Origin of the sequence: Saccharothrix ecbatanensis (assembly GCF_014205015.1) — a bacterium.
In the GTDB taxonomy this organism is placed as follows: domain Bacteria; phylum Actinomycetota; class Actinomycetes; order Mycobacteriales; family Pseudonocardiaceae; genus Actinosynnema; species Actinosynnema ecbatanense.
The window spans coordinates 6,638,073-6,657,733 of record NZ_JACHMO010000001.1 but is presented as its reverse complement, the minus strand read 5'-3'; the positions used below and the strand labels follow the sequence as shown (position 1 = coordinate 6,657,733).

Here is a 19,661-nt window from a genome sequence, read left to right as displayed (position 1 = left end):
GGCGGCGGGCCACCCTGAATGGCCAGGTCGTCAGCCGACGCGAAGGGGTTTCGTGACCTCGTCCTCCACCGCCCGCACGCTCCCGAGCGGCGCGGTGACCTCGGCTTCCGTGGCCAGTTCAGGCGCGTGCTGAGCCGCCGTGCCGGTCCGCTTCAGCTTCTGCCAAGGCAGCCGCGCCCCGGCGATCGCCGTGATCAACGACTGGATCACCACGAGGTACATGAGCTGCCGGTACACCACCGGTTGCAGCGCCACCGCCCACAACGGCCGGAGGCTTTCCCGGTCCAACCTGAACGCGATCACCGCCGGCACCAGCTGCAACACCAGGAACCCGAGCCACGCCGCCGCACCCCGCAACGGGTCGGTGAACAAGCTCAGCACCGCGAACACGTCGATCACCGGCGCCAACACCGGCAGCACCACCTGGTACAGCGCCAGGTACGGCAGGCCGCGCCGACCGAGCCGCCCGCCCAACCCGCGCTCGAACACCGCCCCACGGTGCTTCCACATCGCCTGAAGCGTTCCGTAGCACCACCGATAACGCTGACGCCACAGCTGCCCCAACGTCGCCGGCGCCTCCGTCCACGCCCGCGCCGTCTCGCGGTACGTCACCGCCCAGCCCGCCCGCTCCAACGCCATCGTCAGGTCGGTGTCCTCGGCCAGGGTGTCCTCCGGTACGCCCCCGACCTGCTGCAACGCGCTCAACCGGAACCCGCCGACCGCCCCCGGCACGGTCGGCATGCACTCCATCACGTCATACATCCGCCGGTCGAGGTTGAAGCCGATGACGTACTCGATGTGCTGCCACCGCCCCAGCAGCCCGTCCCGGTTGCCGACCTTCGCGTTCCCCGACACCGCGCCGACGTCCGGATCGGCGAACGGCTCCACCAGCTCCGCCACGGTGTCCGGCTCCAACACCGTGTCACCGTCCACCATCACCACCAACTCGGTGCGGCAGTGCTTGAGACCGGTGTTCAGCGCCGCCGCCTTGCCCGCGTTCGCCTGCCGGATCAGCGTCACGCCGGGCAGGTCCAGCGACCGGACCACCTCGCTCGTCCGGTCTGTCGACCCGTCGTCCACCACGATCACCCGCACCTCGGCGGTGCTCGCCAGGATCGTGCGCAGCGTCGCCTCGATCCCCGCTTCCTCGTTGTACGCGGGAACCAGCACGGTGACCGGCTGACGGCGCAGCCGCCGCACGTGCTTGCCGACCTTCCGCGCCCGACGCGCGTGAATCCCCGTAGTGGTCAACAACAGCACAGCGCGCAGCATCGCCAACACACTCGACACGACGACCAGCCACAGCATCAGGTCGGTGGTCGCGGCAGCGGCACGGACGGCCAGTGACACCGCCGTGCCCTTGGTCTGTTCGACAACGCTCGCCGACCGCGCGATCGGCACACCCAGCGCGTCGCTCGCCGTGCGGAACTGACGCCCCTGCTCACGCAGCTTCGGGATCAACGTCTCCAGCGCCGCCACCGTCTGCGACCGGTCACCACCGCCGTCGTGCGCCAGCACCACCGCACCGCGCTTGTCGGCGGGCACGGCCGCGGCGACGATCGCGTCCACGCCCGGGTTGCGCCAATCCTCAGTGTCATGGGTGGACAGCAGCACCAAGTGACCCGACGCCACCATGCGCTCGACGGACGCCAGGTCCTCGTTGTCCAACGCCTCCGGACTGGACGAATACGGCGGCCGGACGAGCGTGCTCGCACGACCGGTCGCCGCCGCCACCACGAGCTGCGTCTGCCCCAACTCCATCGCCGTCCGCGCCTCGCCGATCTTGCCCAGGTCGACGTGCGTGAACGTGTGCAGCCCGACCTCGTGACCTTCGTCGGCCATCTGCTCGACCAAGTCCGGGTACTGCGCGGCGGCAACACCGGTGACGAAGAACGTCGCCTTGACCCCGTTGCGCCGCAACACTTCCAGCACCTGCGGCGTCCAGACAGGATCCGGACCGTCGTCGAACGTGAGCACCACGGCCCCATCCGGCACCGCGCGGGACGTCAGGCCGTTGCCATCGGAACCGATCAACGGTCCCCCGGCGCGGACCGACTCGGGCACGAGGTCCGCCGGTCCGGCCGACGGCGCCTCACCCTGGCCGACCTTCTGCACCACCAGCACGTCGAGGAGCAGGAAACCCAGCAGGGCCACCAATGACAACGCCAGCAACAGCCAGTGCGTGCGCGGTGACGGAAGGTGAGCGCGCATCAGCCCTTGCCGGGAGTCGGCCGGTTCGACGCGCCCGGCGCTTCGGAGCGACGACCCTGGGCCGACGGCTTCGTGGTGGCCGTTTCCGTGGTGGTCGTCGTGGTTGTGTCGTCGGTGGTGGTGCTAGTGGCAGTGGTCGCGCGGGTCGTCGTGATGACTACGGGAACCTGGGTGGTCGTCGTGGTGACCACAGCGGTCGTGACGACGACGGGCGCCTCTTCGTCCGGCACCGGGAGCAGGGCCGACCGGTTGACCGGCCCGCCCGCCAAGGCGACGGCGAGCAGCGTCAGGTAGGCGAGAACGCACGTCACGGCCGTGCCGATGACGATGCGCAGGACCCACCGGCGGCGGCCGGACGGGTCGACGAAAACAGGACTGGTCATGGTGCTACTGGGCCGTTCGGCTTCACAAGGGCGGCGGGGACGAGGCAGGGTAACGCCCTCCCGTGCCGGGCGACTACCCCTCCAGTTCGTCCCGCTTCTGGCCCTTGATCTTCTTCCGCTTCGGCCGCTTCACCTCGACCGCGCCCATCATCGCGAAACCCGTGATGCGCACGATCGGTCCACCCGGGATGGTCGGCGCGCCCTTGTGCGTCGCGTCCTCGAACGCGCCCATGAAGCCGACGCCGTCGACCCGCACGGTGATGTCCTCGGGCACGATGATCTCCACGCCGCCCATCAACGCGTAGGCGTGGATCGTCGTCTCACCCTGCGCGAACCGGGCCTTCGTCAGGTCGAGCTGGACGCCGCCCATGATCGCCACCGCCGTGTGCGTCGGCGGCACGACCCACTCGCCCTTGCGCTCCACTCCCGACCAGAAGGCGAACGAGGCCGTGGAGCCGGGCGTTCCGCCGATGCGTGACGCGGGCATGTTGTGCTGGACCGGCATCGGCAGCACGGCGGGTGTCGGCACGCCGAGGTCGGCGGTCAGCGGCACGAGTTCGCCGTACGTCTTGGCCGCGTACAGCGAGGCCAGGCGTTCGTCCAGCTCGTGGAGGTCCAGCCGGCCTTCGCCGTGGGCCTGCTGGAGCACTTGGGCGACCTTTTCTCGGTCGGCGTCCGAGGCACGCATCTGACGGGGGTCCGGCACCAGCTCGTCGCTCACACAGGTGAGTCTAGGAGGGTGCCCGACGTTTGGTCAGGTTCCCATCGCGACGAGTACGAGTTCGCCGGATTCCCGGGCGAGGTAGGAGTCCACACGCCAGTCTTCGTGCTGCAACGCGGCGTCGAGCGCGTCCCCGGTCAGGAACGGCCCGTGCGGCAACTGCTCGTTCAGCTCTTCGACGACGTCGGGCTGCTCGCCAGTGGCGGTGGGCGCGTGAGCGGACACCAGCCGCTCGACCTCCGACGCTTCCAGGACCACCACCGCGTCGATCCAGTAGGTGGACGGTCCGGGGATGTCGGCGCGCCCGAACGTGCCGGACATCCACCGTGCTCCGGTGGCGGTGGCGAGGGTGGGGAAGCGCTTGACCAGCGGTTCCAGGTCGGTGCGCAACTCACCCGTGCCCGACTTCGCCGCCGGCTGGGGTGCCTCTTCCTGGCACCCCACCAGCATCACGGCTGCGAGTACGGCCGCTAGGACACGTCGGCTCACCGAGTGAACGCAGACCAATCGACCTTGCCGACGAGGAGGACCGGGCCGTCGGGGTTCTTCGAGTCGCGCACGGCCACACGGTCGGCGACGTGGGCGATCTCGACGCAGTTCGCCTGGCTGCTGCTGCGGCTGCTCTTGCGCCAGTTCGCGTTGGTGAGGTCCATCGAGTGCGCTCCTCGCATCACGTCAACTTGCCGATGAGCCCGGCGATCAGCCCGAGCGATTCCTCAGGTGACAACGCCAAGGCACACAGCCTCTGCCAGGCAAGCCTAGCGGAGTCGATATACCGCCCTTCCTCCAGAAAAGTGCTGGTGTGGCGGCTCTCGACGTAGACCAGGCTGGGCTGATCGGCGAATTCCATCCGCAGAAAGGGGCCTTCCAACCCGGGGTGCGCGGTGCAGTCGAACGGCACGACCTGGACGACGACGTTCGCTCGGCCGCCGATGGTCACGAGGTGCTGGAGCTGGGAGCGCATCATCTCCGGATCGCCCAGCCGGCGCTGGAGCACCGCCTCGTCCATCAACAGGTGCACCACCGCTCGGCTGAGGATCACCTGTCGGCCCATCCGAGTGGCGACCAGCGCGTCCAGTTCGGCGTCGGACAGAGAGCCATTGCCGCCTCTGATGATGGCTCGTGCGTAGTCGGGGGTCTGGGCGAGGCCGGGGATCAGGACCGGTTCGTAGTTGTAGAGGGCGGTGGCCTCGGCTTCGAAGCCGATGAGGTCCTTCCAATTGGAGGGCAACTTGCCGTGGATGGCGTGCCAGTTTCGGTGTTCTCCGGCTCGGACCAGGTCGACCAGTTCTTGCCGCAAAGCGGCCGGGGCGCGGAGGTAGCCGAGGATGGCCGCGACTTCGTCGGCCCGCAGTCCACGGTGCCCGGTCTCCATCCGGCTGATCTTGCTCTCCGAGCAGCCGATCGCCTTTGCCACATCGGCACAGCTCAGACGCCTGGCCAGCCGCAGCGCGCGCAATTCCGTCGATACCCGCCGTTGCCGGACGGATGCCCCCTTGCGTGTCATGGGTGCGACTGTCCCGCCTTGCCACGCGGGCACGAAAGCCGTGTCACCCGAAAAGGAGCGTTGCAGGACACCGACGCAAGGCGTGATCGTTCAGCGCATGGAAAAGACGTGGAAGATCAGGGGTTCCGCCGCCACCTGGAAGATGACCGTGACCATCCTCCCGCCGGACAGCGAAGCCGTGACCGGCCCGTTCCCGGAGGAGTCGGAGCCACGGCCGGACTTCGACGGCTTGGCCGACCACTTCCACACGTTGGTCGATCTGACCGAGGCGCAGTTGCTGTTGGAGCTGCTGACCTGATGATCAGCCGGGTCTGATCAGGTGGGTTGACGTATCGGCAGCCCGGCGGCCCGGTAGATGTCGTCCACGACCCGCATCGTGGCCACCGCGTCGTCCGCCGTCGTCGGAAACTGCTTGCCGTGCAGGACCGCGTCCGCGAACGCGTCCAACTGGTACTCGTACGACGGCCGCCGTTCGAACGTCTCGACCCGGCGGTGTCCGTCCAGCTTGACCGTGAGCCGATGTCCGAACTGCGGTGCGAAGGGGTTGAACACGCGCATGGATCCATTCGCCCCCAACACTTTCGCCGACAACCGCAGCAGCGAACGCGACCACATCGACGTCACCACGGTCCCGGTGTGGCCTTCGGTGAACTTCAGCTCCGCCCGCATCGCGCGGTCGACGCCAGGCTCCTTCACCAACGCCCGCGCCGACCGGACCTCCGGCTCACCACCCAGCATCCGCACCAGGTTCACCGCGTAACAGCCGGCGTCCATCAACGCCCCGCCGGCCAATTCCAGCGAGTACCGGATGTCCTTGAACCGAGGCAGCGGAAAGCACAACCGCGCCTCCACGTGCCGCAGTTCGCCCAACTCAGCGACCACTTCAGGCAGTCGCAACGCCAACGGGTGGTACCGGTAGTGGAACGCCTCCATCACCACCAGCCCGCTCTTCCGCGCAGCCGCAGCGACCTCCGCAGCCTCATCCGCGTTGGCCGCGAACGGCTTCTCGCACAACACATGCTTCCCCGCCGCCAACGCCGCCAACGTCCACTTCCCATGCAACCCATTGGGCAGCGGAATGTAGACAGCATCCACGTTCGGATCGTCCAACAACTCCTCGTACGACCCATGCACCCGTGCGATCCCAAACCGATCCGCAAACTTCCGCGCCCGCCCGACCTCCCGAGCCGCCACCGCCGAAACCTCGACCGCCGTAGCCGACCGCCCAGGCCGCACCAACGCGGCCGGCACGATCCGCGCCGCCCCAAGAACCCCGATCCGCACGTGGTCCGTCATGCCCCGCTGACTACCCCGGGAAGCACGTCGTCACGCCCAAGCCGCCGGATCTCCGGGTAGTAGGGGTCCAACTCACCCACCTCGAACCTCACCTGCTTCACGGCCCACCACACCCGGTTGCCGGGATCACCCGTGTACGACCCGTCGGGCAGCAACACCGCCGACTCCTCGCTGTGCACCAAGATCGCCAGCTCAGCCCCGGAGTCGGCGTCCCAGATCCGCGCCGTGCCGTCGCTGGACGTCGTCGCGATCCGCGTCCCATCGGGCGAATACGTCACGCTGCCCAACGTGGTCATGTGACCGACCAACGTCAACAGGTGCTCACCGCTCGTACTCCAAACTCGCGCCGTTCCGTCGCTCGACGCAGTGACGACCCGGCGGCCGTCGGGGGAGAACGCCACGTCGTGGACGGGCTGTTCGTGCCCCTCCAGCCTCGCCGACAACTGCTCGCCGGCGAGATCCCAGACGCGCGCGGTGCCATCGATCGCCCCGGTGGCGATGCGGCTGCCGTCAGGGGAGAACGCCACGCTCAACACCGGCCGGTCTTCCTTCAGCAGGAGCACCTTGTCCGTACTCCTGTGCACAGCGGTGGTGCCGTCGTGGCCGGCGACGGCGAACGTGCCGCTTTCCGGTGAGAGCGCGATCGCGTTGGTCTTCGGGTGCTCGGTGTCGTACACGGCGAGGCGCGCTCCGGTCATCCTGTCCCGAAGTGTCAAGGTTCTGTCCGCGGATGACGTGAGGAGTTGCGTGCCGTCCGGAGAGATGGCCAACCAGTGGACCGTGTCCGACTTGTAGGTGGTCGTGCCGTCGGGTCCGATGGTCGTGAACCCGGTCTCGGTGGTGAATGCGAACGTCGGGCCCGCCGGCGAGAACGCGGCGGTCCGCCTGAGCCCGGCGATGCCGGTGAACTCGCTGCGCACCACGCCCGTCATGAGGTCCCAGATGCGGAGCACGCCGTCATCACACGTGGTGAGCAACGACCTGCCGTCAGAGGAGTACGACGCCGAGCCGACTGCGAGCTCCGTGCCGGGCCACCACCGCTGCACCACTATGCCGGTCGACTTGTGGAGCGCCGCGGACCGGTCCCTCGAAACCACCGCGAAGGTGCCGTCGGGCGACGACGCGATCCGGTGCACGGTCACGTCGAGGTGTGCGACCTGCACCAACCCCAGGCGGGGCTTGGATGTCCTGACTACGACTTCGAGGCGTGAGCTGTCTGCGAGGGCGAGCTGGTTCTCGCCCACGAAGTGCAGTGCCTCGACCGAGGTCATCTGGACACCGCTGGACCACAGCTCGGAGCCCGGACCTACGACTGCGAGCAAACCCCCACCGCAGGCAGCGGCGGTTGAACCGGAGGGCGATAGCGCCAGCCGGAAACCACTGGCCATCTTCCATGAATTCACCACGGTTTCGCCCGACCACACCTCCACCTTGTCGTGTCGCCTGGTTGCCACCGTGCTCCCGTCGGACGACACGACGAGGTCGTCGTAGAGGCCCTGCATCGCCCCGGTGACGGCACCCGATTCGCTGTCCCAGAACTGGACCAACCCGTCGGCGTCCCTGCCCACCAGCCGGTTGCCGGGCTGGACGAACCAGATCCGCCCGACCATGCGATGTGGCAGACCCGTGACCAGATCACCGGTGTGCGCGTCCCATACGAACACCGCGCCGTCTTCCTCCAGGGTGGCGATCCGCCGGCCGTCCTGCGCGTAGGCGATGTCCGTGATCGGGTGCGCACGCCTGCGCCAGACGCGTACGGGCCGGTCGGTCGCCACGTGTCGCAGCTCCACGACGCGCTCGCGGGCCATCGCCACGAATTCGCCGTCCGGCGAGAACGCCATCGCCTCCACGTCCTGGCCCAGCGGCGCGAGCATCGGCGTCACCGCGTCCCGCCCGCTCACTGCTGCCTCGGCAGGCATGGGACCGGCCACACCCAGCAGGGCTGCCCGGTCCCACCGGCTTCCGGTCAGCAATGCCCCGGTGAGGTCCCCACCGATCATCCGCACGTCGGACAGGTTCGCGCCGCTGAGGTCGGTCCCGGTGAAGTCCTTGTCGAACAGTTGCTGCCCGGACAGATCGGCCCCGCTGAGGTTCGCGCCGCGCAGGTCCAACTCGCTGAAGTCGAACGCCCGAAGGTCCGCCCCGGCCAACATCAGATGGACCCGTGCCTCCAGCCTCCGCGCGACCTCGGCCGCGTTCTGCTTGGCTGCCTCCGCCGCGTCAGGATGCGCCAGGACGTTCCGTGCCCAGCTCAGCGCCACCTTGTGACCTGCCAAGTCGCACAGGAAGTCGACCATGAGCCGGGACATCTTCCGGTTGACGATCTCCGTCTTGGGCAGCTCGTCCGCCGCGACCTTGGCGACCAGCCACTCCATCACCGACTGGTGGACGAACGTGAACCCGCCCGTCTCCGTCCGCACCAGCAACGACCCTGACCCGACCGCGTGCGCCGCCTGATCGATCGAGTAACCCCGCTCGGTCAACCTGGCCAACGTCCGCACGACGGTGTCCGCGAGATCAGACGTCTGAATCGTCGTCGCCGTCGTCTCCCACAGCCGCAGCGCCAACGCAGTGCACGCCGCCAGCCGCTCGGCCCCGTCGAACGACGGAATCCCCAACCGGTGCCGCTGCCGGTTCACCTCCTGCACCAGCCAGAAGTCGACCAGCTCCCGGTACAGCTCGGCCGCGCTGATCCGTCCGTGCTCCTCCTGCACCTCACGCAGCCGCTCGTCGTCCAGGTCGGCGATGAACGACAGCATCCGGGGGTTCCGTGACAACCCGAGCAAGTCGTGGATCGCACCCAACAACGCGAACCGAGCCGCCGCCCGTTCCCGATCACCGCCGTAGTGCTTGGTGAGGAAGCTGCGGATCTGGTCGTCGGTGAAGTCCTCCAGCACCACCACCCGGCTGGCGGCCAACGCCGACACCTTCTGCCCCAACGCGTTCAGAACCTGGTTGGTGGACCTGAAGTGCTGGGTCCGACTGGTCAGCACGACCTTCGCCCGATCGGTGACGGCCTTCATCAACGTGGTCAGGTAGTCGGCCGCGTTGTCGTACCCGACCCGCAGTTCCAGTTCATCGAACCCGTCGAACAACAACGCCAACCGACCGCTGCTGATCATGTACTGGAGCCTGGTCACGCCGACGTCCTCGACGCCCTCGCGGACCAGGTGCTGTGCCAGCAGCTCGTCCAACGTCGGCGCCTTCTCCAGGCTGCGCAGCTCCACCAGCACCGGCATCAGGCCGGGGTGCTCGTCGGGCAACGCGCGCGTCAACTGCCGCAACAGAAACGACTTGCCGCGCCCGAAGTCGCCCAGCACCACCACGAACCGCGCGACCTCCTCACGCAGCCACGTGAGCGTCCGGTCGAGCAGGTCGTCGCCACCGTCCGGCGACCCCGCGATGCCGAACCGCTGCGGCACGTACAGGTCAGCCGGGTACACCTGGTCGGCCGCGAGCCGTCGTGCCTGCCGGTCCGCCAACGGGCGCAGGTCCAGCAAGCCGCCGTACTCCACGAAGCTGCGCAGCCGCACGCCCTTCCGCCGCGCCGCCAGCACGAGTTCCGATGGGGCCGGCGGTCCGCTGTAGACCAGCTCGGACGGCACCGATGGGTCCGCCGCCGCGAACGACTTGTGCACCTGCTCCACGAACCGGTTCAGCTCTGCGTCTTCGAGTTCGGCGGACACCCCGACCGGCCACTGCTCGAAGCCGCCACCTGGGCGTTGCTTCGACACCCGGAGGTAGTGGTCCTCGGGTCGCGGCGTGACGGTCGCGGTCGGGTGCGCGACCTTGGTGGCCTCCAGCACCCTCTCGAAGAAGGTGTCCGAAACCCCGCGCAGCTCCACGGTCGAGGCCATCGCGAGACGACGATCCCGAGCCGGCACGGTGGCGAGTGACCAACTGGCGCTCTCGTGCCGTGGACTGGCCAACCGCAGGTCCACGGGCGAACTCGGTTCGACCGGTCCCTGAACGGCGCACAGCCGACCCCAGTCGGGGCGCGTGGGATGGCGGAGCAGCTCCTCGAACCGCTCGACCTGCGGTTCGCCCAACCCGAAGCCGTCGCTCTCATGCGTCACCGGCATCGTGGTGTTCATCCCGGCGACCACGAGTTCCAGGTCCGGGTAGTCGAACAGCGTCCACGGCTCGTCCGGCGTGAAGCTGAACCGGCCGCCGTAGAACTCCTGGAACGCCGCCGCGAACGGACCCCACTTCGGCCAGTACGGCCAAGTCGGCACGCGCCCCCAGGCCTCTTCCTGCGCGAAGTACGCCCCACACGCGCGCCGGTTCACGTCCCGCGTCCCCGGCACGACTACCACCCGTTCGCGCGGCAGTCGCACCGCCTCCGCCACCTCGGCCAGGAACCCGAAACCGTCCACGAACTCGTCGGGCATGCCGTGCTCGGTCAGGTCACCGGTGAACACGATCAGGTCGGGCCGCAGCTCGCCGAAGCTGCCGGGCGACCACACCTCCCGACCCGAGCCGAACCTCGTCCCGGCCAGGTGCAGCACGGTGAGGTTGTCCGGCCCTTCCGGGATCGCCTGGCCCAACCGTTCGGCCGTGATGGCGTAGCTGTCCTGTGTCGCGGCCGTGGCGATGATGCCCACCACCCGGCCGGTCGCCGGATCCCACACCGGGCTGCCGCTGTACCCGCGCTGCACGGTCAACGCCGAGTCGCTGTCCAGCTGCAACAGCCGTCCGCCGACCTGGCCGCGCACCACCGCCCGCACCCACGCGCCGTCCGGTCGGCCCGCCGGGTAGCCGAGCACGTCGACCGGACTGCCGTTGCGGAGCGGAGTCGAGATCAACCGCGCTGGTGTCACGTCGTCGGGTAGGTGCAACTCCAGGACGGCCACGTCGTCACCGGCTTGGCCTTCCTCCGGCGGCGGGGGAGCCCACGAGTGCACGTGCGCTGTCGCCGTTACGCCGTCCAACGCGGGGAAGTCGACCTCGATCGTCCCGGACGGCTGCTCGGGCGACCGTTCGTCCAGTCCCAGGGCCAGGTTGACCACATGGGCGCACGTGACGACGTGGCCGCCCAGCACGACTCCTGCACCGACCGTCCCACCGCGGGCGTCGAGGAGGCGGACGACGGAGGTGGGTAACGAGCCGTCGGGCATCGCCTACACGTACCACATACTGTTCGACCATGGACGTCCTCGTTGTCGATCACCCACTGGCCAGGGCGCGGCTGACCACCATGCGCGACGCCCGCACGGACAACGCGGCGTTCCGTGCCGCGCTGCACGAGCTCACCGTGATGCTCGTCTACGAGGCCACGCGTGACCTGCCGGTGGCGGAGGAGCGGGTGCACACGCCCGTCGCCCGGACCACCGGCTACCGCTTGGCCAACCCGCCGCTGCTGGTGCCGGTGCTGCGTGCCGGTCTCGGCATGGCGGACCAGGCGCACAAGCTGATCCCGGACGCGCAGATGGGGTTCGTCGGCTTGGCGCGTGACGAGGAGACCCTCCAGCCGACGCCGTACATGGAGTCGCTGCCCGAGTCGCTGGCCGGCCGTCCGGTGTTCGTGCTGGACCCGATGCTCGCCACCGGCGGTTCCATGGCTTACACGATCCGCCTGCTCACCGACCGCGGCGCCACCGACGTGACGGCGATCTGCGCCTTGGCCGCGCCCGAGGGCATCAAGCACCTGGAGGACTCGGGCCTCCCCGTCCGCCTCGTCACCGCCAGCATCGACGAACGCCTGAACGACTCGGGCTTCATCGTCCCCGGCCTCGGCGACGCCGGCGACCGCCAGTACGGCGCCGTCCACTAACCGCGAGTCGAACGCTCAGGCCCCGCGTGTCGAACCCCCAGGACCAGTGAGTCCTACGTTCAGGCCCCGTGAGTCCTACGTTCAGAACGGGTGAGTCCTACGTTCGCGACCCCCGAGTTCAACGCTCAGTACAAGATCGTTTGTTCTGAGCGTTGAATTCGGGGGTCCTGAACGTAGGACACGGTGGTTCTGAAGGTACGACTCGCGCGTTCTGAACGTAGGACTCACGCGGTGGGTTAGGTGAGGTCGGCGGTGTGGTCGGTGGCCCAGGTGGCGAGGGTGCGGCCCGGGTGGCCCGTGACGGTGGTGAAGTCGGGGGTGACGGAGGCCGGTTCCTCGTTGTGCTGGGCCATGTAGCCGAGGAGGTACTCGGCGACGTCGTACGGCAGGCCCTCGTCACGGATCAGGCTGGCGCGTGCCTGGCCGTAGGTCAGGCGTTCGAACGTGATGGGCCGGCCCAACCCCCGGCCGATGGCCGCGACCTGTTCGACGTGCGTCAAAGCCTCGGGACCGCTCAACGTGTACGCCTTGCCGGCGTGCCCGTCACGCAGCAACGCGTGCACCGCCACCTCGGCCACGTCCTCCTCGTGCACCGGCGCACCCACCGACTCCGGGAACGGCGCCCGCACCACGTTCTCCGCCTTGATCGTCCGCGCCCAGATCAGCTTGTTGGCCATGAACTCGCCCGGCCGCACGTGGGTCCACTCCACCCCGGACGCCTCGATCACCCGCTCCACGTCGTAGTGCAGCTCGTAGCTCCCCGGCCGCTTCACGGTCACCGCGTTGCTCGACAGGAACACCACCCGCCGCAGGTCCGGCGCACTGGCCAAGAACGCCTCCGCGTGCGCCACCGCGTCCTCCGACTCGATCGCCGCCAGCAGGAACACCGCCGTCACGCCCGCCAACGGCAGCTCACCCGGCCGCGTCAGATCACCTCCCACCACCTCCACACCGGCAGGCAGCACGGCCCGCGCCGGGTTCCGCGTCAACGCCTTCACCGGCACACCCGCCGCCGCCAATTGCCGCACGACCGCGCCGCCGATCGTTCCGGTCGCCCCGGTCACCAGGATCGTCACAAGCTCCCCCTAACCAACGTATTCAAACTTGAACGAACGACTTCGAAGCTAGCGCGATCGCCCCCCACCCCGCACATGCAAAAGTTTGCAAGCAACGCGAGGAATATTCGTATCAATGGATTCGGCCGTTCGGGGGTAGAAGTGGTCTAGACCTTGTCGTTAGCGTGGTCTGGACCACAGAGGCAGGGCTGCCCGAGGAGAAGCATGTCGAGTCGAAGAAGGGTGCTTCCCGCCCTCCTGGCCACCGTGATGGCGGCAGGGATGACTGTGTCGCTGGCACCGCAAGCCGTGGCGGAAGACAGGCACGGCGGCGGCCACGACAAGGCGCGAACGGTCGGGTACTACACGCAGTGGAGCGGCTACGGCCGGAACTTCCTGGTCAAAGACCTCGTGGCCAATGGCACCGCACCCCGCCTCACGCACCTGAACTACGCCTTCGGCTTCCTGGACGAGTCCGGCAAGTGCGTCAGCGCCGACACCTGGGCCGACTACCAGCGCCCGTTCACCGCCGAGCAGAGCGTCGACGGCACCGCGGACGTCGCGGGCCAACCGCTCTCCGGCAACCTCAACCAGCTCAAGCAGCTCAAGGTTAAGCACCCCAAGCTGCGCATCAACATCTCCCTGGGCGGCTGGACCGGCTCCAAGTACTTCTCCAACGCCGCCCTCACCCCCGAGTCCCGCGCCTCCCACGTCGCCTCCTGCCTCGACATGTGGCTCAAGGGCAACTTCCCCGACGCCGCACCGGGCGCCGCGGCAGGCGTGTTCGACGGCATCGACCTCGACTGGGAGTGGCCGTCGTCGGAAGCCGCACCCGGCAACGTCGTCCGCCCCGAGGACAAGCAGAACTTCACCGCGCTCCTGGTCGAGTACCGCAAGCAGCTCGGCAAGCTCACCCGGCAGACCGGCAAGCGCTACGACCTCACCGCGTTCCTGCCCGCCGACCCGCGCCAGGTGGACCGGGGCTTCGAGGTCGCCAAGGTCTTCGAACTGCTGACCTTCGGCACGATCCAGGGCTACGACTTCCACGGCGCCTGGGACCCGCTGACCAACCAGCAGTCCTCGCTCCGCACGCCCTCGGCCGACCCGACCGCGCCGCAGTTCAGCTCCCAGGTGGCGATCGACCACTACCTGAAGTCCGGCGCGCCGAAGAGCAAGGTCGTCATGGGCGTCCCGTTCTACAGCCGCGGCTGGACGGGCGTGCGCAACGAGAACAACGGCCTGTTCCAGCCCGCCACCGGCCCCGCGCCCGCGACCTACGAGGCCGGGTACGAGGACTACCGGATCCTCAAGGCACAACTGCCGAACTTCACCGTGCACCGGGACACCAAGGCCGGCCACGCGTGGCTGTTCGACGGCACGACGTTCTGGACCTGGGACGACCCGGTCGAGATGAAGCGCAAGGGCCGTTACGTGGCGGAACGGCGCCTTGGCGGCGCGATGATCTGGTCGCTCGACGGCGACACCGCCGACGGCGAGCTGATCAAAGCGCTCACCAGCGGACTGTCCCGATAGCGGACAGTCCACGGGGTCCGGGGAGGTTTCGCGGCGGCCGCCTCCCCGGACCCCACCTCCACGTTCAGCGCCGGCGCCAACCGTCCGCGAACGCACGCAGCGCGCGCTCGTAGACCGGGGCGATCTCGACGTCCGGCGGCAGGTTCCCGTTCAGCTCCAGGCTCACCAGCCCGTGCACCATGCCCCACATCGCCACCGCGATCAGCTCGTGCGGCTCCCGCGCGAACATCCCGGACTCGACCGCGCGCCCGACGTCCCGCACCACCGGCTGGAACGTCTGCACGGCGGCCTCCTCGGTGTCCTCCGAAGGCTGGAAGTCCGGCACCTTGCTGAACATCACCAGGTAGAACTGGGGATCGGCGAGGGCGCTCTCCCGGTACGCCAACCCCAACTGGACGACGTCCTCCACCGGGTCGTCGGTCTGCGGCACGGCGGTGAGGCGTTCACCGAATCGGCGGAATGCCTCTTCGTACACGGAGTTCAGCAGTGCGGGCTTGCCGCCGAACAGCGAGTAGACGGCGGTCGTGGACGTGTTGACATCCGCCGCGAGCCTGCGCAAGCTCAGAGCGCCTGGCCCTTCGGCGGACAGCAACTCTCCTGCGCGGTCCAGCAGTCGGGCGCGGAGCGCGTCGTCGTGGGTCTTGGGTCGTGGCACTCGCCCATCGTATCGCAACAGTGTTATATAACGTGGTCTAGTCAACGTGGTATCAAGTTGGTACCGTCCTTCCCCATGGCGATGACTCTGCGTCTGAGCGAAGAGGAGAACCGGCGGCTCGACGAACTCGCCGCGGCCGAGGGACGTTCGAAGCAGGAGGTCGTGCGCTTGGCGTTGGCCGAGCGGTGGGCCAGGTTGCAGAAGGAGGAGCAGCTGTCCGAGGTCCTCGGGCGCGTGCTCCCCAAGTACCGGGGCCTGCTCGACCGCCTGGGCTCCGCCTGATCCGACCTGCCTGACGGATGCGGAACCCCGCACCCGGCGACGACGCGCGCGACACCTTCGGGTGATCGATCTTCAACACCCTCGCCGTTCGAACTTATGTTCGATAAGCTCCATCCATGCAGCTCAACCGCGATCATGCCGGTTGTTCACCGCTCCACCTCTGTGAACGGCCACGCCGATCGGAAGCGCACCGGTATGGTTCGCCGTTGAAGATCAGACTGCGTCCAGGTTGCGCCCCGGTGCACAACGCGGTCGACAAGTTCCTCGCCGCCTGTCGGGCGGGGAGGCGATACGGACCTGACGGGGTGGGCGGTGCCGCGAGAGGCATATCGGAGGCGGCGCGGCCGCACCGGAGACCCGGCCCTTCAGGACAGGGAGCGCGTCAAGCAGTGGTCAACTACCTCGACGCCGGCGACTTGCTCGTGCTGGCGACCGCCGTCACGGGCGGGGATCTGGTCGTGCGCGACTTAGGTCTCCTCGATTCCGCAGCCCACCGCCCCCGGGCGACCGTGCTGGGGGTCGAGGCTTACGACACGCTCTGGCTGAAAGCTTCCGCGCTGCTCGACTCCATCGTCCGCACCCGCCCGTTGGCCGAGGGCAACTGGCGGCTGGGCTGGGTGGCGGCCGTGACGTTGTGCGACATCAACGGCTGGTGGATCGACGCGGCGGAAGACGACGCCCTCGACCTGGTGCGAGCGCTGGGCCGGGAGCAGATAGACGTCTCCGGCATGGCCGCGCACCTTGAGGCCTGGAGCATGCCCAAGGACGACTGACCCCCCGGACGACCTCCGGCGCCAACCCCCCCCCGAGGACGACGGCCCGAGGAGATTCGGACCGAGTACCGCGAATCGGGTTGACCTGGAGTGCACTCCAGCTCCTACCGTCGACACCGTGACTTACTCGATCGCCCAAGCGGCCGAGCACAGCGGGTTGTCGATCGACACGCTGCGCTACTACGAACGGATCGGCCTGGTCGACCCGCCCGCTCGGGATTCCGGCGGGCGGCGCAACTACAGCGACGACGACCTCGGCTGGCTCGTCTTCCTGACCCGTCTCCGCACCACCGGCATGCCCATTCGCATGATGCGCGAGTACGCGCAGCTCCGGCACCGAGGCGCGGCCACGGCCGGCCGTCGCAAACAGATCCTGTTCGAGCACCGCGCCTCCGTCCGCGACCGCATCGCGGAGTTGCAGTCGTGCCTTGAAGTGCTCGAATTCAAGATCACGCACTACGAGCAGATCGAGCACACCATGATCGAGGGGATCACCGCGTGACGCTGCTGGGCGAACTCCAGGCCGGCAAGCAGGGCTTGGGCTGCATGGGCATGAGCCAGTCGTACGGCGCGGGTGACGATCGCGAGTCCGTCGCCACCATCCACCGCGCGCTGGACCTGGGCGTCGTCCTCCTCGACACCGCCGATGTCTACGGCGTCGGCGCGAACGAGGAGCTGGTCGGGCGGGCGATCAAGTCCCGCCGGGACGAGGTCGTGCTCGCCACCAAGTTCGGCCTCGCCGACCCGGACCGACGCCCGCGCGGCGACGCCGGGTACGTCAAGCAGGCCGTCGAGGACTCGCTGCGCCGCCTGGACACCGACCACATCGACCTCTACTACCTGCACCGGGTCGACCCGACCGTGCCGATCGAGGAGACCGTCGGCGCGATGGCCGACCTGGTCACCGCGGGCAAGGTGCGCCACCTGGGCCTGTCCGAGGCGAGCGCCGCGACGATCCGCCGCGCGCACGCCGTGCACCCGATCAGCGCGCTCCAGAGCGAATGGTCGCTGTGGACGCGGGACATCGAGGCGGAGGTCGCGCCGACGTGCCGCGAGCTGGGCATCGGCATCGTGCCGTTCTCGCCGCTGGGCCGGGGATTCCTCACCGGCCGCGTCACGTCCGTCGCCGACCTGGACGACGACGACATGCGCCGCGGCCTGCCCCGGTTCGCCGAGGAGAACTTCGCCCGCAACACGGCGATCGTCACGGCCCTGCGCGAGCTGGCGGCCGAACGCGGCGTCACCGCGGGTCAGCTGGCGCTCGCCTGGGTGCACCACCAGGGCGAGCACGTCGTGCCCATCCCGGGCACCAAGCGGGTCAAGTACCTGGAGGAGAACGTCGCCGCCGCCGACCTGGAGCTCAGCGCCGACGACCTCCGGGCGATCGAGGATGCGGCACCGGCCGTCGCGGGCGACCGCTACCCGGCCGAGTTCCTGAAGCTTTCCAACCAGTAGTCCACCCGAGGGGAAGAGCGACACCGTGGAGAACCGCCGATTGGGCGCGCTCGAAGTCAGCGCGCAGGGTCTTGGCTGCATGGGCATGAGCGACTTCTACGGTCCCGGTGACGAAGCCGAGTCCACCACCACCATCCACCGCGCCCTCGACCTGGGCGTCCGGTTCCTCGACACGGCCGACATGTACGGGCCGTTCACCAACGAGGAGCTGGTGGGCCGGGCCATCGCGGCACGCCGGGACGAGGTCGTGCTTGCCACGAAGTTCGCCGTGGTCCGCGATCCGGGCGCACCGCGATCCGAGTGGGGCCTGCGCGGCGACCCGGAGTACGTCAAGCAGGCCGCCGAGGCGTCGTTGCGCCGGCTGGGCACCGACCACATCGACCTGTACTACCAGCACCGCGTCGACCCGAACGTGCCGATCGAGGACACCGTCGGTGCGATGGCCGAACTGGTCGCCGAGGGCAAGGTCCGGCACATCGGGCTGTCCGAGGCGGGCGCGGCGACGATCCGGCGGGCGCACGCCGTGCACCCGATCGCGGCCGTGCAGACCGAGTGGTCGCTGTTCTCGCGGGACATCGAGGACGAGGTCGCGCCGACGTGCCGCGAGCTGGGCATCGGGATCGTCGCGTACTCGCCGCTGGGCCGCGGCATGCTCACCGGCCGGTACACGTCGAAGGACGATTTCGCGGCCGGTGACTTCCGGACCGCGGGCCAGCCCCGGTTCGCCGACGAGAACTTCGCGCGCAACCTCGCGCTGGTGGAGTCGCTGGGCGAGGTGGCACGCGAGCACGACGTGACGCCGGGCCAGATCGCGTTGGCGTGGGTGCACCACCAGGGCGCGGTGCCGATCCCGGGCACCCGGCGGGTCAAGTACCTGGAGGAGAACGCCGCCGCGGCCGACCTCAAGCTCACCGACGCGCAGCTGGCCCGCATCACCGACGCCGTGCCCGCCGACGCGGTGGCCGGCACCCGTTACGCGCCCGAGGTGATGGGCACGCTCGGCCGGTAGGTCACGCCACATCGGCATAGGTCACATCAGGGACGCCGCGACGGTGGCGCCCAACTCCCAGCACTGCTGCCGCGCCGCGCTGTCCGGCGCTCCGGTGAGCGACAAGGGCTCGACCACGGGCTTCCACTTCAGCCCCGTCGTGATGTCCCGTAACGCCTTCAGGGCGCCCTCGGTGCCCAGGTTCCCGTGCACATAAGCCCCGAACGGCCGACCGCGCTCCGTTGGTTTACCTGCTGTAAGAAAGCACAACTGGACCCTCCGCACGGCACCGTTCGTGTGGAGGGTCTTTTTGTGTGCCGCGCCGGATTGGGTACACCGGTCGTGCCACACGTGCGCTACCGTAAGGGTATGGACTTTCTAAAAGTCGCGGGTAAGACGATTCAGCGAGCGTCCATCGAAGAGGAAGACTTGTTGAATCAGTCGCCGGCGTTTCGGGGCGAGTTTGACTACGTCACCGCGCGCATCGAGGGGGGTGACCAGTCGGAGGTTGTAGGCGAAGGGTCATTGTCAGTGGTCGTGGTCTCCACAGTTGATCTGTCGAATTCCCGCCTCGCCCCCATCGAGCTTTCTGATGTGCGTTTCGAAAACGTGAACTTTTCCAATGCGGCGATGTCGGAGACCTCCGCGCGGCGGACGGAATTTCTTCGCTCTCAAGCAATCGGTCTACGGATCGACTTTGCCCAAGCTGCGGACTTGTACGCGGAGGACTGTCGTTTTGATTATGCGGCGATTCGGTTCGAGCGCGTGAAGAACGCGGTTGTGTTCCGCCGCTGTTCCTTCCGTGAGACTGCGATCAGCGGCGACCTTTCCAATGTGGTCTTCGACGACTGTGAGATGGATCAGGTGGAGTTTGACGCTACTCGCGCCGGCGGATGTGATTTTACATCCTCGCGCTTGATCGGGGTTCGTGGCCTTCTCACGCTGCGAGGCGCGCGGATTGACGCCGATCAGGCCGGCACTCTGGGAACTCAGTTTGCGTCAGAGGCCGGCCTGACCGTGGTCACTTAG

Annotated in this window: 20 protein-coding genes; 9 read left to right on the top strand and 11 right to left on the bottom strand. The window is 68.5% G+C overall.

The features are described from left to right. Positions 1–30 precede the first annotated feature (30 nt). The 6 genes from F4560_RS28510 to F4560_RS28485 all read right to left on the bottom strand — a co-directional run bounded on the left by F4560_RS28510 (position 31) and on the right by F4560_RS28485 (position 4,822). A complete protein-coding gene (locus tag F4560_RS28510; RefSeq protein ID WP_184925058.1) occupies positions 31–2,211 on the bottom strand; it encodes a bifunctional polysaccharide deacetylase/glycosyltransferase family 2 protein in 2,181 nt (726 codons plus the stop codon). Continuing rightward, positions 2,211–2,594 (bottom strand): hypothetical protein, encoded by a 384-nt coding sequence (locus F4560_RS28505; RefSeq protein WP_184925055.1) that lies wholly within the window; start codon positions 2,592–2,594, stop codon positions 2,211–2,213. Before F4560_RS28505 ends, F4560_RS28510 begins: the two co-directional genes overlap by 1 nt. A 73-nt stretch (positions 2,595–2,667) precedes the next feature. Next, on the bottom strand, positions 2,668–3,315 hold the full coding sequence (locus tag F4560_RS28500) for a DUF1707 SHOCT-like domain-containing protein (RefSeq protein ID WP_312869527.1): 648 nt from the start codon (positions 3,313–3,315) through the stop codon (positions 2,668–2,670). A gap of 33 nt (positions 3,316–3,348) precedes the next feature. Next, positions 3,349–3,804, bottom strand: a complete 456-nt coding sequence (locus tag F4560_RS28495) for a hypothetical protein (RefSeq protein WP_184925052.1) — start codon at positions 3,802–3,804, stop codon at positions 3,349–3,351. Next, positions 3,801–3,968 (bottom strand): DUF397 domain-containing protein, encoded by a 168-nt coding sequence (locus F4560_RS28490; RefSeq protein ID WP_184925049.1) that lies wholly within the window; start codon positions 3,966–3,968, stop codon positions 3,801–3,803. The genes F4560_RS28495 and F4560_RS28490 overlap by 4 nt, the downstream gene beginning before the upstream one ends. Before the next feature lie 17 nt (positions 3,969–3,985). Further along, on the bottom strand, positions 3,986–4,822 hold the full coding sequence (locus tag F4560_RS28485) for a helix-turn-helix domain-containing protein (RefSeq protein ID WP_184925046.1): 837 nt from the start codon (positions 4,820–4,822) through the stop codon (positions 3,986–3,988). Positions 4,823–4,919: 97 nt separating this feature from the next. On the opposite strand from F4560_RS28485, the gene F4560_RS28480 reads away from it, so the two are divergent. Continuing rightward, the gene (locus tag F4560_RS28480; protein ID WP_184925043.1) at positions 4,920–5,120 is read left to right on the top strand and encodes a hypothetical protein; all 201 of its coding nucleotides are present in this window, start codon (positions 4,920–4,922) and stop codon (positions 5,118–5,120) included. A gap of 17 nt (positions 5,121–5,137) precedes the next feature. On the opposite strand, the gene F4560_RS28475 is transcribed toward F4560_RS28480, so the two are convergent. Beyond that, on the bottom strand, positions 5,138–6,118 hold the full coding sequence (locus tag F4560_RS28475) for a Gfo/Idh/MocA family protein (protein ID WP_184925040.1): 981 nt from the start codon (positions 6,116–6,118) through the stop codon (positions 5,138–5,140). Next, positions 6,115–11,235 carry a trypsin-like peptidase domain-containing protein gene (locus F4560_RS28470; RefSeq protein WP_184925037.1) on the bottom strand — a complete coding sequence of 1,707 codons (5,121 nt, stop codon included), beginning with the start codon at positions 11,233–11,235 and terminating at the stop codon, positions 6,115–6,117. Before F4560_RS28470 ends, F4560_RS28475 begins: the two co-directional genes overlap by 4 nt. A 29-nt stretch (positions 11,236–11,264) precedes the next feature. Here F4560_RS28470 and upp point away from each other — a divergent pair, with 29 nt between their 5' ends. Further along, positions 11,265–11,891: a uracil phosphoribosyltransferase gene (gene upp / locus F4560_RS28465; RefSeq protein WP_184925034.1), complete on the top strand. Its 627-nt coding sequence runs from the start codon at positions 11,265–11,267 to the stop codon at positions 11,889–11,891. Positions 11,892–12,127: 236 nt separating this feature from the next. On the opposite strand, the gene F4560_RS28460 is transcribed toward upp, so the two are convergent. Further along, positions 12,128–12,967, bottom strand: a complete 840-nt coding sequence (locus tag F4560_RS28460) for an NmrA family NAD(P)-binding protein (RefSeq protein ID WP_184925031.1) — start codon at positions 12,965–12,967, stop codon at positions 12,128–12,130. A gap of 204 nt (positions 12,968–13,171) precedes the next feature. Between F4560_RS28460 and F4560_RS28455 the strand changes: the two genes are divergently transcribed. Then, positions 13,172–14,479 carry a glycoside hydrolase family 18 protein gene (locus F4560_RS28455; protein ID WP_184925028.1) on the top strand — a complete coding sequence of 436 codons (1,308 nt, stop codon included), beginning with the start codon at positions 13,172–13,174 and terminating at the stop codon, positions 14,477–14,479. A 64-nt stretch (positions 14,480–14,543) separates the two neighbouring features. Here the strand turns inward: F4560_RS28455 and F4560_RS28450 are convergent, their stop codons facing one another. Continuing rightward, positions 14,544–15,134 carry a TetR/AcrR family transcriptional regulator gene (locus F4560_RS28450; protein ID WP_184925026.1) on the bottom strand — a complete coding sequence of 197 codons (591 nt, stop codon included), beginning with the start codon at positions 15,132–15,134 and terminating at the stop codon, positions 14,544–14,546. 75 nt (positions 15,135–15,209) lie between these two features. Between F4560_RS28450 and F4560_RS28445 the strand changes: the two genes are divergently transcribed. From F4560_RS28445 to F4560_RS28425, 5 genes are all read left to right on the top strand, one after another. Continuing rightward, a complete protein-coding gene (locus tag F4560_RS28445) occupies positions 15,210–15,416 on the top strand; it encodes a type II toxin-antitoxin system VapB family antitoxin (protein WP_184925023.1) in 207 nt (68 codons plus the stop codon). A 389-nt stretch (positions 15,417–15,805) separates the two neighbouring features. After that, positions 15,806–16,189, top strand: a complete 384-nt coding sequence (locus tag F4560_RS28440) for a type II toxin-antitoxin system death-on-curing family toxin (protein WP_184925020.1) — start codon at positions 15,806–15,808, stop codon at positions 16,187–16,189. 118 nt (positions 16,190–16,307) lie between these two features. Continuing rightward, on the top strand, positions 16,308–16,691 hold the full coding sequence (locus F4560_RS28435) for a MerR family transcriptional regulator (RefSeq protein ID WP_184925017.1): 384 nt from the start codon (positions 16,308–16,310) through the stop codon (positions 16,689–16,691). A 44-nt stretch (positions 16,692–16,735) separates the two neighbouring features. Continuing rightward, positions 16,736–17,644, top strand: coding sequence for an aldo/keto reductase (locus F4560_RS28430; protein WP_184929447.1), 909 nt, complete (start codon positions 16,736–16,738; stop codon positions 17,642–17,644). A gap of 79 nt (positions 17,645–17,723) precedes the next feature. Continuing rightward, on the top strand, positions 17,724–18,653 hold the full coding sequence (locus F4560_RS28425) for an aldo/keto reductase (RefSeq protein WP_184929446.1): 930 nt from the start codon (positions 17,724–17,726) through the stop codon (positions 18,651–18,653). A 21-nt stretch (positions 18,654–18,674) separates the two neighbouring features. Here the strand turns inward: F4560_RS28425 and F4560_RS28420 are convergent, their stop codons facing one another. Further along, positions 18,675–18,845 carry a hypothetical protein gene (locus F4560_RS28420; protein WP_221483674.1) on the bottom strand — a complete coding sequence of 57 codons (171 nt, stop codon included), beginning with the start codon at positions 18,843–18,845 and terminating at the stop codon, positions 18,675–18,677. Positions 18,846–19,001: 156 nt separating this feature from the next. Between F4560_RS28420 and F4560_RS28415 the strand changes: the two genes are divergently transcribed. Next, positions 19,002–19,661 carry a pentapeptide repeat-containing protein gene (locus tag F4560_RS28415; RefSeq protein WP_184925012.1) on the top strand — a complete coding sequence of 220 codons (660 nt, stop codon included), beginning with the start codon at positions 19,002–19,004 and terminating at the stop codon, positions 19,659–19,661.